Source organism: Glutamicibacter mishrai (genome assembly GCF_012221945.1).
Classification (GTDB): Bacteria; Actinomycetota; Actinomycetes; order Actinomycetales; family Micrococcaceae; genus Glutamicibacter; species Glutamicibacter mishrai.
In genome coordinates this window covers 2946652-2962862 of the sequence record NZ_CP032549.1, presented here as the reverse complement: position 1 = coordinate 2962862, position 16211 = coordinate 2946652, and the positions used below count along the sequence as shown (strand labels likewise).

The window sequence follows — 16211 nt, the reverse complement described above, 5'->3', positions numbered from 1 at the left end:
CTGCCACAGCTTACTTCGAGGATTCGTCCTCTGCGTCAGCTGGCTCGGCCTCCGTGTCGGATTCAGCGATCTCTACCAGGCCGTCTTCCTCGTCGATTCCGCTCTCAGCGACCTCGGCATCTTCAGCGTCTTCCTCATCCTGGCCCGATTCGATCAGGTCCTTGGCACGAGGCGCTTCTTCCTCTTCATCCATTTCCGGAGCCAGGTCCATGATGAACGATTCAGTTTCCTGCTCGATGCCCAAGGCGCGTTCTGCGACCTCGACCTGCTGGTTCCAGCGCTTCGCGTCTTCGGAACGGCCTGCAGCCGACAGCAGGTCAGCATAGGCCGTGAACAAGCGAGGGCTGAAGGAGAATGCACGGTTGAAGTTCAGCTGCTCCAGCGACTCCAGCTCGGCCAATGCTTCGTCCAGCTTGCCCTGGTCGCCATAGGCGCCGGCTGCGACGATCTGCATTTCCACCTTGACGGCAGCTTCCAGGTTCGCCGACTCCTCAGAGTGGGCCAATTCGATGGCCTTCTCCGGGCGGCCCAGCGCGCGCAGCGAATCAGCGATCAGCGGCAGGTTGTAATCCGAACCGGAAATACGGCGGTGGGTGCGCAATTCGCGCAGGGCATCGGCGTACTTGCCTGCGTGGTAGGCAGCGATGCCCACAGCTTCGCGAACCACGGCTACGCGACCGCCACGACGGGAGGCTGCCAAGGTGTGCTCGTAGGCAAGCTCTGGATCTTCTTCCAGCAGACGGCCAGCCATGACCAAGTGCTTGGCCACCCAGCTTGCCGAACGCTCTTCGAGGTAACGAAGCTGAGCGCGAGCAACGCGATCCAGCTCCTTGCCGGTGACATCCTCATCGATGTCTGGAGACTGCGAACGGTCTGCGCGGTTGGAGATTCGCAGATCGCCTGGGTTGTGAGGGCGGGCAGCCTCGGCACGTGGATCTTCGAAGCGCTGTCCGCGAGCAGGGCGGTCGCCCTTTGACCGGTCATCCTTGCGGAAATTGCCGCGATCATCGTTGCGCTTGAAACCGCCCCGGTTGTCATCACGGCGATCATTACGGAAGCCACCACGATCTTCGTTGCGCTTGAAACCACCGCGGTTATCATCACGGCGATCATTACGGAAGCCACCACGATCTTCGTTGCGCTTGAAACCACCGCGGTTGTCATCACGGCGATCATTGCGGAAGCCGCCACGGTCTTCGTTGCGCTTGAAACCACCGCGGTTGTCATCACGGCGATCATTGCGGAAGCCGCCACGGTCTTCGTTGCGCTTGAAACCACCGCGGTTGTCATCACGGCGATCGTTACGGAAGCCGCCACGATCTTCGTTGCGCTTGAAACCACCGCGGTTATCATCGCGGTCCTGGCGGAAGCCACCACGGTCTTCGTTGCGCTTGAAACCGCCACGGTTGTCATCGCGGTCCTGGCGGAAGCCACCACGGTCTTCGTTGCGCTTGAAACCGCCACGGTTGTCATCACGGCGATCATTGCGGAAGCCGCCACGGTCTTCGTTGCGCTTGAAACCGCCACGGTTGTCATCACGGCGATCATTGCGGAAGCCGCCACGGTCTTCGTTGCGCTTGAAACCGCCACGGTTGTCGTCGCGACGATCGTTACGGAAGCCGCCACGGTCTTCGTTGCGCTTGAAACCACCGCGGTTATCATCACGGCGATCGTTACGGAAGCCGCCACGGTCTTCGTTGCGCTTGAAACCGCCACGGTTGTCATCACGGCGATCATTGCGGAAGCCACCACGGTCTTCGTTGCGCTTGAAACCGCCACGGTTGTCGTCGCGACGATCATTACGGAAGCCGCCACGGTCTTCGTTGCGCTTGAAGCCACCACGATCCTCGCTGCGCTTGAATTCGCCTCGATCGTCGCGGCGTTTGAAGCCATCGCGCGAATTATTGCGGTTTGAATCTGAGTTCCGGAAGTCGCCTCGCCCGTTATCGGAACTACGGCGGAAATCGTTAGACATTTAATGTCCCCTTCAGCGGCAATCTCAATACCGCAACCTTCGTGATCGCTTGCGCAATGCACTTCACTATTAACTAATCAGCGTGCTCCAACGGCACGAACAACTACCGTCAAGTCTACGGGAGCATGGAGCCATACCATAGGGAATATGGGTCAATGTGGTCAGACACTCAGTTCAAGGAACTCAACAGCCAGGTTGATGATGAAGATTGTGGTTCAGAGCGCCCGGCAAGTACCCACCGCTTAAAAAACAAGGGAGCCAGGCCCAACAACCCGAACTCCCCCACCAACACCAACACCCAGCAACCCACTGAACTGAGCTCTTAAACAAGAAAAGGGGCGAGCTGATAGCCCACCCCGCCAACACCAGGCCAGCCAGCAGCACTGGTTAAACAGGTGAGGCCCCAACACACTGTGTCAGGGCCTCAAACCATATTAGGTTAAGTCCGGCGGTGACCTACTCTCCCACACCCTCACGAGTGCAGTACCATCGGCGCAATGGGCCTTAGCTTCCGGGTTCGGTATGGGACCGGGCGTTTCCCCCACGCTATGACCGCCGTAACAATCACGAAGCACACAAACCAAACATCTTGGTCATGTTTTCCGGTGTTAAAACGTCTTATATTTGTTTTCAGGTGATTACGGGTTGTTGTCTCGTAACCGCATAGTGAACGCGAACAGCATTGAAATCATTAGTTCAAATATTGTTATATTGTGTGTTGAAAGTCATCGGCCTATTAGTACAGGTCAGCTACACAAGTCTTCAGTCCTTGCTTCCACATCCTGCCTATCAACCCAGTGGTCTAGCTGGGGGCCTCACACACTCAAGGTGCATGGAAATCTCATCTCGAAGCAGGCTTCCCGCTTAGATGCTTTCAGCGGTTATCCCTTCCCAACGTAGCTAATCAGCGATGCACTTGGCAGTACAACTGACACACCAGAGGTTAGTCCGTCCCGGTCCTCTCGTACTAAGGACAGCCCTTCTCAAATTTCCAACGCGCGCAGCGGATAGGGACCGAACTGTCTCACGACGTTCTAAACCCAGCTCGCGTACCGCTTTAATGGGCGAACAGCCCAACCCTTGGGACCTACTCCAGCCCCAGGATGCGACGAGCCGACATCGAGGTGCCAAACCATGCCGTCGATATGGACTCTTGGGCAAGATCAGCCTGTTATCCCCGAGGTACCTTTTATCCGTTGAGCGACGGCCCTTCCACGAGGTGCCGCCGGATCACTAGTCCCGACTTTCGTCCCTGCTCGAGCTGTCACTCTCACAGTCAAGCTCCCTTGTGCACTTACACTCAACACCTGATTGCCAACCAGGCTGAGGGAACCTTTGGGCGCCTCCGTTACATTTTAGGAGGCAACCGCCCCAGTTAAACTACCCATCAGGCACTGTCCCTGAACCAGATCATGGTCCGAAGTTAGGTGACCGGTACAGCCAGAGTGGTATTTCAACGATGACTCCACCTGAACTAGCGTCCAAGCTTCAAAGTCTCCCACCTATCCTACACAAGCTGCACCGAACACCAATACCAAACTATAGTAAAGGTCTCGGGGTCTTTCCGTCCTGCTGCGCGTAACGAGCATCTTTACTCGTACTGCAATTTCGCCGAGTTCATGGTTGAGACAGCGGGGAAGTCGTTACTCCATTCGTGCAGGTCGGAACTTACCCGACAAGGAATTTCGCTACCTTAGGATGGTTATAGTTACCACCGCCGTTTACTGGGGCTTAAATTCTCAGCTTCGCCACAAAAGTGACTAACCAGTCCTCTTAACCTTCCAGCACCGGGCAGGAGTCAGTCCGTATACATCGTCTTGCGACTTCGCACGGACCTGTGTTTTTAGTAAACAGTCGCTTCCCCCTGGTCTCTGCGGCCCACACCCGCTCACAACTGCAAGAGCTGATCACGAGGCAGGCCCCCCTTCTTCCGAAGTTACGGGGGCATTTTGCCGAGTTCCTTAACCATGATTCTCTCGATCGCCTTAGTATTCTCTACCTGATCACCTGTGTCGGTTTGGGGTACGGGCGGACTGGGACCTCGCGCCGATGCTTTTCTAGGCAGCATAGGATCACCGAATCACCCCAAAAAATGGGGCGCCTATCAGGTCTCAGAAACAATTGAGCGGCGGATTTGCCAACCACTCTTCCTACACCCTTGGACCAGGTCAATTCCATTGCCTGGCTCGGCTACCTTCCTGCGTCACACCTGTTAATACGCTGACCTCACTGCATCGGTTCCCACCACATCAACCAACAAGACACCCGAAGGCATCAACACTGGAATCCGTCATGGTTAGCATCCACAGCTCAGTATGGGCGGTCCTTCGCCGGTACGGGAATATCAACCCGTTATCCATCGACTACGCCTGTCGGCCTCGCCTTAGGCCCCGACTAACCCAGGGCAGATTAGCTTAACCCTGGAACCCTTGATCATTCGGCGGACGGGTTTCTCACCCGTCATTCGCTACTCATGCCTGCATTCTCACTCGTATAGCGTCCACCGCTGGTTTCCACCGCGACTTCACCCGCTATACGACGCTCCCCTACCCATCCAAACGCCCAACAAAAGCCAGGCAAATATTTGAATGACGCAACTTCGGCGGTGTGCTTGAGCCCCGCTACATTATCGGCGCGGAATCACTTGACCAGTGAGCTATTACGCACTCTTTCAAGGGTGGCTGCTTCTAAGCCAACCTCCTGGTTGTCACAGCAACTCCACATCCTTTCCCACTTAGCACACGCTTAGGGGCCTTAGTTGGCGTTCTGGGCTGTTTCCCTCTCGACTATGAAGCTTATCCCCCACAGTCTCACTGCTACGCTCTCACTTACCGGCATTCGGAGTTTGGCTAAGGTCAGTAACCTTGTAGGGCCCATCGCCTATCCAGTAGCTCTACCTCCAGCAAGAAACACGTAACGCTGCACCTAAATGCATTTCGGGGAGAACCAGCTATCACGAAGTTTGATTGGCCTTTCACCCCTACCCACAGCTCATCCCCTCCATTTTCAACTGAAGTGGGTTCGGTCCTCCACACGCTCTTACACGCGCTTCAACCTGGCCATGGGTAGATCACTTCGCTTCGGGTCTAGACCGTGCCACTCAAACGCCCTATTCAGACTCGCTTTCGCTACGGCTACCCCACACGGGTTAACCTCGCGACACAGCACTAACTCGCAGGCTCATTCTTCAAAAGGCACGCCATCACCCAGGAACAAGTCCCAGGCTCTAACGGATTGTAAGCGCACGGTTTCAGGTACTATTTCACTCCCCTCCCGGGGTACTTTTCACCATTCCCTCACGGTACTGATTCACTATCGGTCATCAAGTAGTATTCAGGCTTACCAGGTGGTCCTGGCAGATTCACACAAGGTTTCACGGGCCCCGTGCTACTCGGGTATCAACACTAGAACGGCAGACACGCATTACACCTACGGGACTATCACCCTCTATGGTCCGGCATTCCAACCGATTCACCTATACGCCTGCACCTCATCCCACCAGCAAGATAGCACTGGTACATGTCAACCCCACAACCCCGATGATGCAACGCCTATCCGCTATCACACACCAACCGGTTTAGCCCCATCCGCGTTCGCTCGCCACTACTAACGGAATCACTATTGTTTTCTCTTCCTGCGGGTACTGAGATGTTTCACTTCCCCGCGTTCCCTCCACACAGCCTATACATTCAGCTGCAGGTCACACCACATAACATGGTGCGGGGTTCCCCCATTCGGAAATCCTGGTATCAACGTCCGGTTATCGACTCCACCAGGCTTATCGCAGATTCCCACGTCCTTCATCGGCTCTTGATGCCAAGGCATCCACCGTGCGCCCTTAAAAACTTCAACACAACATCAAAGTCTCAAGATATGAGCAATAAAACAATCTAACAAAATCACGCAGACAAGACTCAAACACCTAGATGACCCAAGGAAAAGGGCCACCAGACTCATCTCATCTGCAAGATGCTCGCGTTCACTATACAGTTCCCAAACAACAACCCCACACCCCCGCAACCACACCACCAACAAAGGCGGCACGTCCACGGCAAACACAGGACAAACACCGAAACACCAAGAACCCCGCCACCCAAGAAGAGAAACAACCAACCATCACAACACCAACCCCAAAAGGGCCAGCACCACAACAACCGATCACATCATCCACCAGGGACGGAGGCTTGTTGCCTCAAAACCCAACAGCATGCCAAACCATACAAACCACACAACACCACCACCGCTTTTCCAACACCACAACAACCCAAAGGATCATCATGCTGCGTACTCACCAGCAACAACACCATGCAGCCACAGCCAGTACCCCACACACACCACACAACCCCACAAAGGATCAATCAGGCGTGCATGCTTTCCAGTACTGAGTTCATTGATATTCCACCCATGAGCAACCCACCCGTACCACACTCGGGCACAGACATGGGCAACCATAATAATGGTTAGCTCCTTAGAAAGGAGGTGATCCAGCCGCACCTTCCGGTACGGCTACCTTGTTACGACTTAGTCCCAATCGCCAGTCCCACCTTCGACGACTCCCCCCACACAAGGTGGTTAGGCCATCGGCTTCGGGTGTTACCAACTTTCGTGACTTGACGGGCGGTGTGTACAAGGCCCGGGAACGTATTCACCGCAGCGTTGCTGATCTGCGATTACTAGCGACTCCGACTTCATGGGGTCGAGTTGCAGACCCCAATCCGAACTGAGACCGGCTTTTAGGGATTAGCTCCACCTCACAGTATCGCAACCCATTGTACCGGCCATTGTAGCATGCGTGAAGCCCAAGACATAAGGGGCATGATGATTTGACGTCATCCCCACCTTCCTCCGAGTTGACCCCGGCAGTCTCCCATGAGTCCCCACCACTACGTGCTGGCAACATGGAACGAGGGTTGCGCTCGTTGCGGGACTTAACCCAACATCTCACGACACGAGCTGACGACAACCATGCACCACCTGTGAACCAGCCCCGAAGGGAAACCCCATCTCTGGAGCGGTCTGGCACATGTCAAGCCTTGGTAAGGTTCTTCGCGTTGCATCGAATTAATCCGCATGCTCCGCCGCTTGTGCGGGCCCCCGTCAATTCCTTTGAGTTTTAGCCTTGCGGCCGTACTCCCCAGGCGGGGCACTTAATGCGTTAGCTACGGCGCGGAAAACGTGGAATGTCCCCCACACCTAGTGCCCAACGTTTACGGCATGGACTACCAGGGTATCTAATCCTGTTCGCTCCCCATGCTTTCGCTCCTCAGCGTCAGTAAATGCCCAGAGACCTGCCTTCGCCATCGGTGTTCCTCCTGATATCTGCGCATTTCACCGCTACACCAGGAATTCCAGTCTCCCCTACATCACTCTAGTCTGCCCGTACCCACCGCAGATCCGAGGTTGAGCCTCGGACTTTCACGGCAGACGCGACAAACCGCCTACGAGCTCTTTACGCCCAATAAATCCGGATAACGCTTGCGCCCTACGTATTACCGCGGCTGCTGGCACGTAGTTAGCCGGCGCTTCTTCTGCAGGTACCGTCACTTTCGCTTCTTCCCTACTGAAAGAGGTTTACAACCCGAAGGCCGTCATCCCTCACGCGGCGTCGCTGCATCAGGCTTCCGCCCATTGTGCAATATTCCCCACTGCTGCCTCCCGTAGGAGTCTGGGCCGTGTCTCAGTCCCAGTGTGGCCGGTCACCCTCTCAGGCCGGCTACCCGTCGTCGCCTTGGTGAGCCATTACCTCACCAACAAGCTGATAGGCCGCGAGTCCATCCCCCACCGATAAATCTTTCAACAACCCACCATGCAGTAGGAAGTCATATCCGGTATTAGACCCAGTTTCCCGGGCTTATCCCAGAGTCAGGGGCAGGTTACTCACGTGTTACTCACCCGTTCGCCACTAATCCACCCTGCAAGCAGGGCTTCATCGTTCGACTTGCATGTGTTAAGCACGCCGCCAGCGTTCATCCTGAGCCAGGATCAAACTCTCCATAAAAAACAAAAAGCCACCGAAACCCCTCGGAAAATAAGGGAGAATCAATGAAAAAATCCTGGCGAATAAAAAACACTCAAGAACACTACACGGGGGTGCAATGCCTCAAGCAAATGTTATGTATTCACCAAATAAAAATAATTCGGTATCAACAAACTTGGCACACTATTGAGTTCTCAAACAACAAACACTCTCGACACCACAACCACCAAAAAACCAGTGACTGCTTCGCTCCGGAGCAACTTTTCAAGCTTACCACCAAGTCAACCAAAGTCAACTCGACGTTTCCAGCTCGTTCACCCCACTGCTTCTTCCAAGCCTTTTCGGCCCGTCCAGATCAGCGGCGCGAGATAAAACTTTACACGGGTTCCCACCAGACGCAAAATCGGCAACCGTGTCGCCTGCAGGTGAAGAATCGCAGGCTGACTTGGTATTTCTTTCAGCGAGTACAACAAAACCACCAAAAAAGTGTGCTGGTTCACAACATTTTTTGGTGGTTTCGTGTAGTGCTTCGGTTTTCAGGCCTACTGGGCCAGTTCGATCACTGCCATGTTCTTCTTACCGCGACGCACGATGGCGTATCGGCCATGCAGGAAACCCGACTCGCTGAGTACGGTATCGATGCCCTCGACCTTATCGTTATTGACGTAGGCCCCACCCTCGGTCACCGTGCGCCGGGCCTCGGACTGCGACTTACTCAGGCCGGAAGCCTGCAAAACGTTCAGGATTCCCAGATCTTCTGCGGACACCTTCGCCGTTGGCAATTCAGCAATCACCGATTCCAAAGTAGGAAGGTCGATTGCGCTCAGATCGCCATTGCCGAATACCGCAGCCGAAGCGGTGATAACCTGCTCGGTTGCCTGCGCACCGTGAACCAGAGAGGTGACCTCCCAGGCCAAGGTGCGCTGGGCGACGCGCTTGAATGGGCTCTCGGCTACCTCGGTCTCCAGCTGCGCGATCTGTTCGCGGGTCAAGAAGGTGAACACCTTCAAGCGGTCGATCACGTCGGCGTCGGCAGTGTTCAGCCAGAACTGGTAGAAGGTGTACGGGCTGCACATTTCGGCATCCAGCCAGATGGCGTTGCCCTCGGACTTGCCGAACTTGGTGCCATCGGAATTGGTGATCAGCGGGGTGCCGTAGGCGTGCACCGAATTGCCCTGGACCTTGCGGATCAGGTCGGTGCCGCTGGTCAGGTTGCCCCACTGGTCCGAACCACCGGTCTGCAGGGTGCAGCCGTACTGGCGATTCAGCTCCAGGAAGTCGTAGCCCTGAAGCACCTGGTAGGAGAACTCGGTGTAACTGATGCCCTCATCGGAGTTCAGGCGCGCGGCCACGATCTCCTTCTTGACCATGGTGCCCACGCGGAAGTACTTGCCCACATCGCGAAGGAAGTCCAGCGCGGACAGTTGCTGGGTCCAATCCAGGTTGTTGACCAGGCGCACCGCGTTCTCCCCCTCGGCCGAAAGGAAACGCGAGACCTGGGCCTGCAGCTTGGAGACCCATTCGTTCACGGTCTCCTTGGTGTTCAAGGTGCGCTCTGCGGTCTGGCGCGGATCGCCGATCAAACCGGTGGAACCGCCGACCAGGGCCAGGGGCTTATGGCCGGCCAGCTGGAGGCGGCGCATATTCAGCAGCTGCACCAGGTTGCCCAGGTGCAGGGAAGGCGCGGTGGGGTCGAACCCGCAATAGTAGGTCACAGTCTCTTCAGACAGGGCTCGCTCCAGCTCGGTTTCGTCGGTGGAGACGTGCACCAGGCCGCGCCACTTCAGTTCCTGCCAGACGTTCTCGAAAGATGCGTCGTTGCTCTGTCCCGCAATGACGGGATTCTGCTTGATATCAGACATGCTCACTGTGACCATTTTCTGTCTTCGTTCTGCCCCTGGCGCGCGAAGAATTCACGCGCTGATGCTCTTGCGCCGGGAGTCGGGGTTGCCTTCCCGGCGCGCAGGTTCCAGATTATCGCTTGGCCATGGACAAGTGCCAGTCAGGCCTATTCGCCCTTGGTCACATCCGGCCAGGCTCAGCCCAGGCCCTGTGGCAGCGGCTGGCTGTGAACCACATGCAAGCGCTGTGTCGTACGGGTCATGGCCACATACAAATCGCCCACTCCGCCATCGACCTCCGCCACCAGCTGCGCCGGTTCGAGAATCAGCACGCCGTCGAATTCCAGGCCCTTGGACTCCCGGGCGGAAATCACCACGATGTCCTGGCTCATGCCACCGGATCCGGTTCCCACGCGTTCGCCATAGACCTCTGCCACCGCCGAGCGGACCCGCGGAAGATCCTGCTGCGGGACGATGACCGCTTGCAGGCCACCAGCCGAATACTCCAGTTCCTGATCGAGCGCTGATAGCAGGGCCTCATCGATATTCTCCTGCTCGGCGCTGGTCATCACCGGCGGCCAATCGCCCTCGCGTACCGCCCGAGGGGTGGTGATGCGCAGGCCCGCAGCCTGGGCGACGCGTACCGCGGCATCGGCGATCTGCGCCGGGGTGCGATAGTTGACCGTCAGCTCTTCAAGCTCAAAACGCTCCCCGAAGAATGGTTCCAGGGCCTGAGACCAGCTGCTGGCGCCCGATGCGGCCGAGGTCTGCGCGATATCGCCGACGATGGTGAAGGACTTCATCGGGCAGCGACGCACCAGCAGGCGCCACTGCATCGGCGAAAGCTCCTGCGCCTCGTCAACAACGATGTGGCCATAGGCCCAGGTTCGATCGGCAACCGCGCGTTCTGCGGCGGTGAGCTTCGCGGCGGTCTCCTGGTTCACTCCGGCCACTTGCTCGGCGGTGATCACGCCATCGATGCCGGCGTTCTCCAGCATGGTGTGCATATTGCGCAATGCCGCCTTGGCATTTTCGACATCCGCCTCGTATTGGGCGGTATGGGCTGCGGCATTCGGGTCGGCGAACTCGCCCAGCAGCTGGGCCGCCTCGTCGAGCAATGGCACATCGGCCTCGGTGAACGGTGCGCCGGCCATGCGGTAGAGCGCATCGCGTTCGGCTTCCTTCAAATGCGGCGCGGCGGCTGCCAACAGGTGCGGCTTGGCGAAAAGCTCGGCGACCAGCTGGTGCGGGGTCATCGGCATCCAGCACAGGTTCAGCAGCACGCGCACATCCTGGGATTCGCGGACTTCCTGCGGCAGGTAGGAACGATCGGTGGTCGAAGACTGGCCGGCCGATTCCTCCAACTTGCGGCGCAGCTGCTCCGACAGGTCCCCGACAAGGACCTTCACGAAGGTTTCGCGGGCCTCGTTGTAGGGCTTGTGCGTATGGCGGGCGCGCTCCCGGGCATTTTTGACCATCTTGGGGGTGAGCGTCAGGCGCGTGCCCTCAACCACCACCGTGCGATCATCCGGGATCAGGCGCTGGCGGTTGCGCACCGCGTTGGCGATGACCTTGGCCATGGACAGCTGGCCCTTGAGCCGGGCCACGGTGCGATTGGATTCCGGCACGGCATGCACGCCATGGTAGAGCTCGCCCACCGAGGACATCACCACGCCGGTTTCGCCCAGCGACGGAAGCACGCGCTCGATGTAGCGCATGAAGGAGTTGGAAGGGCCGACGATCAGCACGCCGGCGTTCTTCAGCCGTTCGCGGTACTCGTAGAGCAAGAAGGCGGCGCGGTGCAGCGCGACTGCGGTCTTGCCGGTGCCCGGACCGCCCTGGACTACCACGGCGCCGGGCAGTTCGGCGCGGATGATCGCATCCTGCTCGGCTTGGATGGTGCCGACGATATCGCCCATGCGGCCGGTGCGCTTTTCCCGCAGGGCAGCCATCAGGGCGCCCTCGCCATGATGGGTGTGGCCCTCGTCGAGCCAGGTCTCATCGAGCACGTCGTCTTCGATGCCGGCGACCGAACGGCCCTTGAGCATCAGGTGGCGGCGGCGGCGCACCCCGCGCGGATTCAGCGCGGTGGCCTGGTAGAACGGGGCGGCCTCGGTGGCTCGCCAGTCGATCATCAGCCGGTTCAGGTCCTCATCGGACAAGCCAATGCGCCCGATATAGCGCGGCCCCTGGTCCTTGCCAGCCATGTCGAGTCGGCCGAACACCAGCCGGTCCTGGACCGCATCTAATTGGGCGATCCGGTCCTCGTACAACGTGGCGAAGGAATCGCGCTCGGACATGTTCTGGAAGGTTCCCACGGCGCCTTGGGCCCGGGTGCGCTCCAGCTGCTCGACCTTTTCTGCGCGCAGCTCATCGAGCCGCTGGTACAAGCGCCCGACATACTCGGATTCAGCCAACAAGTCGCGTTCGATCGTCTCGGTCACCCTGGTTCCCCTCGCGCTCACAATCTGCTCCTGCGCAAAATCACAGGACAGACAATGATACGCGCCTTTGATCGCGCTCCGGTAATCCTCCGGTTGCCGGGCCCCGCGGCTCTGGTCTCGTCGCGCCCAGTGTTCGCCAGCGGCGTGAAACACTGCGCACTATTACCGCGCGGGCAGCGCGATCGGCGGCAAATTTCAGGAGTGGACGACCTGAAGGGAGTGCACGCGATGCCCCTCGAGCTTTCCGCGGCCATCCAGCCCGTCAAGTTCCAGAACCACGCCGACCCCGGCCACCACGGCCCCGGTTTTCTCGATCAAGCGCACCGAGGAGCCGACAGTGCCGCCGGTGGCAAGCACGTCGTCGAGGATCAGCACGCGCGTTCCCGGGGCGATCTCGTCCTTGTGCACTTCCAGGCAGCTGGTCCCGTATTCCAGGGTGTATTCGTCCCGGTAGACTTCGCGCGGCAGCTTGCCGGCCTTGCGGATGGTGAGCATGCCCTTGCCCGAAGCGTAGGCCGCGGCCGCGGCCAGCACGAAGCCGCGGGCTTCCAGGCCGGCGACAATGTCGAATTGCCCTTCAAAGGGGGCGATCAGTTCGTCAACCATGCGGCGCAGGCCCACCGGATCGGCGAAGACCGGAGTCAGGTCCTTGAAGGAGATCCCGGGCTGCGGATAGTCGGGGACGATCTTGCTCAGTCGGTCCAGCAGGTCGCTAATGCTCTCAGAAGTAGTCACGCCTAGCAATTTTAGTCCTTTTGGCCGCCCGATGATGCGCCAGCGTGCATAATCATGAGCACACTTTGAGTGCAGGCCATGCAAGCCGGCGGTTAACGTTGCATCAATCGGTCGCTGGGCCACGGCAGCAATTGCGGGTCGGCGGCCCCATCGGCGGCTGCAGTCACCCGGATTGCCCCGGGGATCCCCCGCCCGGCAAGCCAGGCGGCCAGATCGAAATCCGTCCCCGACAAGACCCAGGACTTCTCACCTTGCCCCAAGACAGTGCGGGTTTTTCCGTGTGGCTGCAGAACCAGGCGAGCTCCCTGGGGCACGCGGGCTTCCAAGGCGCGGAAGAGATGGGCGCAAAATTCGGCCGGCCAGGAGGCAGGCGGACGCGCCATCTGATCGAGGTCTGTGGCGTGGATCAGCATTTCCCGCCACGTGGCATACATCATGTCGGCAACCTTCGCGCCGGGGCGGTAGCCGACGACCGCTTCCCAGTTGGGTTCGGCGGCGGGCAGCGAAGCCCGCAGCTGCGCCAGCGCGTCGAGGACCAATGTCTGCAGCGACTGAGGCCGCATCAACGCGGTCATGTTGATCGCCTCGATCCGCCCCTCGGCTCCCCCGTCGTACATGGGTGGCACGTCCTCAGCCCCTGCGCTCTCGAACTGGCGCACCGCCGCCTTGGCCAGGGACGCCAGGTGCGCGATCAGCTGGGCGTTGCTCCACCCCGGCAGCGAACTGGGCTTGGAGTATTCGGTCAGCGGGACCCGGCGCAGCTGTTCGGACAGCTCGTCCAATGCGGTGGTGACTTGTGCGATAAGCTCCGCCGGAGCCAGAAGTTGTGCCATAGCACACACTTTAGCGCGGGTGCCCGGTTAACGCGCAAGCGGCCGCCGCGCTGATTCTTCCGCGCGGCGGCCGCTGAGGCAGGCAGGTTTGGGGCCAGGTGGCTACCTGGCCCGGAAGCCTACTGTGCCCAGGCTTTGATGTCGGCGAGCTGGCGCTCGAATTCCACCAGCTGGGCGGCGACAGCGCTCGGCGCGGTACCGCCCTGGCCATTGCGCGCGTTCAGCGAGCCTTCGGTGGACAGCACTTCGCGGACCTGCGGGGTCAGGTGCTCGGAAATGCCGGCGTATTCCTCGTCGGTCAGATCCCACAGCTCCACCCCGCGCGATTCAGCCAGCTGCACAGCCGCGCCGGATAATTCGTGCGCGTCGCGGAATGGAACACCCTGGCGGACCAGCCATTCGGCGATGTCGGTAGCCAATGCGAAGCCCTGCGGGGCCAGCTGCGCCATGCGCTCGGTATTGAAGGTCAGCGTGCCCATCATGCCGGCAACCGCCGGCAGCAGGATCTCCAAGGTGTCGGCGGCGTCGAAGACCGGTTCCTTGTCTTCCTGCAGGTCGCGGTTGTAGGCCAACGGCAGTGCCTTGAGCGTGGCCAGCAGGCCGGTCAGGTCGCCGATCAAGCGCCCCGCCTTGCCACGGGCCAGTTCGGCGATGTCCGGGTTCTTCTTCTGCGGCATGATCGAGGAGCCGGTGGAGAAGGAATCGTGCAGCTTCACGAAGCTGAATTCCTTGGTGGCCCAGAGGATCACTTCCTCCGAGACGCGCGAGAGGTCCACGCCGATCATCGCGGCGATCCAGGAGAATTCGGCGAACACGTCGCGGGCGGCGGTGCCGTCGATCGAGTTGTGCACTGCCGAGTCGAAACCCAGCTCGGCTGCGACGAAGTTCGGGTCCAGGCCCAGGGTCTGGCCGGCCAGCGCACCGGAGCCATAAGGGGAAATCGCGGCGCGCTTGTCCCAGTCGATCAGGCGCTGCACATCGCGCAGCAGCGGCCAGGAGTAGGCCAGCAAAAGGTGCGAGAGCAGGATCGGCTGAGCATGCTGAAGGTGCGTGCGCCCTGGCATGGGTGCGTATGGGTGCGCCTTGACCTGTTCCAGCATGGCGTCGAGGGTGTCGATCACGCCGCGGGCGATGATGCGGGCGTGATCGCGCAGGAACATCCGGCCCAGGGTTGCGATCTGGTCGTTGCGGGAACGACCAGCGCGCAGCTTGCCTCCGAGCTGGGCGCCAGCGCGTTCGAGCAATCCGCGTTCGAGCGAGCCGTGGACGTCTTCGTCGGTTTCCGCTGCGACATAGGCTTCGGATTTCACGTCCGCTTCCAGCTGGTCCAGGGCAGCGATCATGTCGGTGAGCTCGGCCTCGGTGAGCAGGCCGGCGCGGTTCAGGACCTTGGCATGGGCTCGGGAACCGGCGATATCGTAGCTGGCCAGGCGCCAGTCGAAGTGGGTTGACTTGCTCAACGCAGCCATTGCGTCCGCAGGGCCGCCGGAGAAGCGACCGCCCCAGAGCGATCCTTCATTTGTTGACGAGGCCATGGCCTGTTCCTTTCTGCCGGTGAAAATTTGCACTGCACCCTACTCTAGCAAAGCTTTATGCAATGTTGCTCATAAATATTCATTGTTGTGTCGATTCATGCATTTGCGCGTCTCAAGTCCGGGGAAAGCGACACGCAGGAAACTTGATGTTTAACCTCTTCCAGTCCACAGCGCCCGGGCGTATGGTGTTGCCATAACCGAATCGGAACTATCTTCGGAGGTACGAAATGGAAATCCAGTTGTACCGTGGTGACATCACCACCCTGCACGTAGATGCCATCGTGAACGCTGCCAATCCTTCACTTTTAGGTGGCGGCGGAGTCGATGGAGCGATTCATGAAGCTGCCGGTCCCAGCCTGCTAGCCGCATGCCGGGAAGTCCGCGCGCAGCGCTACCCGGACGGAATCCCATCGGGCATTGCCGTCGCAACAAAAGCCGGCGAGCTCGCGGCAAAGTGCGTCATCCATACTGCCGCGCCAAATCTGGCGCTGATCAAGCCCAACCCAAAAATTTTGAGGGACTGCTTTATGAATTCGCTCTACGTGGCCGCCCGCCACGATGCCCACTCGATCGCCTTCCCCGCCATTGGCGCGGGCGTCTTCGGCTGGGACCCCCAGCTGGTGGCCGACATCGCCCATGAAGCGATCGACCGGTGGGTCGAGATCAACAAGCACATTTCGCCGATCCACAAGATCATCATGGTGGCGCACACCGACGAGGTCCAGGCTGCCTTTGAAAAGGCCTTCAACCTCAACGCTGTCCAGGACATCGCCGCCTAACCAAGCGATAACATCACGCAAGAATCTGCCGCGCCCATGATCACGGGCGCGGCAGATTTGTGCCAGGGCGGGGGGGCAGCAGGGCACAGCGG

7 protein-coding genes and 3 rRNA genes are annotated in these 16211 nt (G+C 59.2%); 1 reads left to right on the top strand and 9 read right to left on the bottom strand.

The genetic code is table 11. From position 1 onward, the window contains the following. Positions 1 to 10 precede the first annotated feature (10 nt). The 9 genes from D3791_RS13910 to argH form a co-directional block, all read right to left on the bottom strand. The gene (locus tag D3791_RS13910) at positions 11 to 1975 is read right to left on the bottom strand and encodes a tetratricopeptide repeat protein (protein ID WP_172512549.1); all 1965 of its coding nucleotides are present in this window, start codon (positions 1973 to 1975) and stop codon (positions 11 to 13) included. A gap of 443 nt (positions 1976 to 2418) precedes the next feature. After that, positions 2419 to 2535, bottom strand: a 5S ribosomal RNA gene (gene rrf / locus D3791_RS13905). 155 nt (positions 2536 to 2690) lie between these two features. Beyond that, positions 2691 to 5827 (bottom strand): 23S ribosomal RNA (locus D3791_RS13900). 620 nt (positions 5828 to 6447) lie between these two features. Continuing rightward, positions 6448 to 7973, bottom strand: a 16S ribosomal RNA gene (locus D3791_RS13895). The 16S, 23S and 5S rRNA genes sit together here, the layout of an rRNA operon. A gap of 521 nt (positions 7974 to 8494) precedes the next feature. Then, the gene (gene tyrS, locus D3791_RS13890) at positions 8495 to 9814 is read right to left on the bottom strand and encodes a tyrosine--tRNA ligase (RefSeq protein ID WP_246242121.1); all 1320 of its coding nucleotides are present in this window, start codon (positions 9812 to 9814) and stop codon (positions 8495 to 8497) included. Between the two features lie 176 nt (positions 9815 to 9990). After that, positions 9991 to 12258 (bottom strand): HelD family protein, encoded by a 2268-nt coding sequence (locus tag D3791_RS13885; protein ID WP_246242116.1) that lies wholly within the window; start codon positions 12256 to 12258, stop codon positions 9991 to 9993. A 174-nt stretch (positions 12259 to 12432) separates the two neighbouring features. Beyond that, the gene (locus tag D3791_RS13880) at positions 12433 to 12981 is read right to left on the bottom strand and encodes an adenine phosphoribosyltransferase (RefSeq protein WP_022875809.1); all 549 of its coding nucleotides are present in this window, start codon (positions 12979 to 12981) and stop codon (positions 12433 to 12435) included. Positions 12982 to 13064: 83 nt separating this feature from the next. Next, complete coding sequence (locus D3791_RS13875; protein WP_022875810.1) at positions 13065 to 13805, bottom strand: maleylpyruvate isomerase family mycothiol-dependent enzyme; 741 nt, start codon at positions 13803 to 13805, stop codon at positions 13065 to 13067. Between the two features lie 119 nt (positions 13806 to 13924). After that, positions 13925 to 15340 carry an argininosuccinate lyase gene (gene argH / locus D3791_RS13870; RefSeq protein WP_172512548.1) on the bottom strand — a complete coding sequence of 472 codons (1416 nt, stop codon included), beginning with the start codon at positions 15338 to 15340 and terminating at the stop codon, positions 13925 to 13927. Between the two features lie 227 nt (positions 15341 to 15567). Between argH and D3791_RS13865 the strand changes: the two genes are divergently transcribed. After that, positions 15568 to 16119, top strand: coding sequence for a macro domain-containing protein (locus D3791_RS13865; protein ID WP_172512547.1), 552 nt, complete (start codon positions 15568 to 15570; stop codon positions 16117 to 16119). Positions 16120 to 16211: the final 92 nt, after the last annotated feature.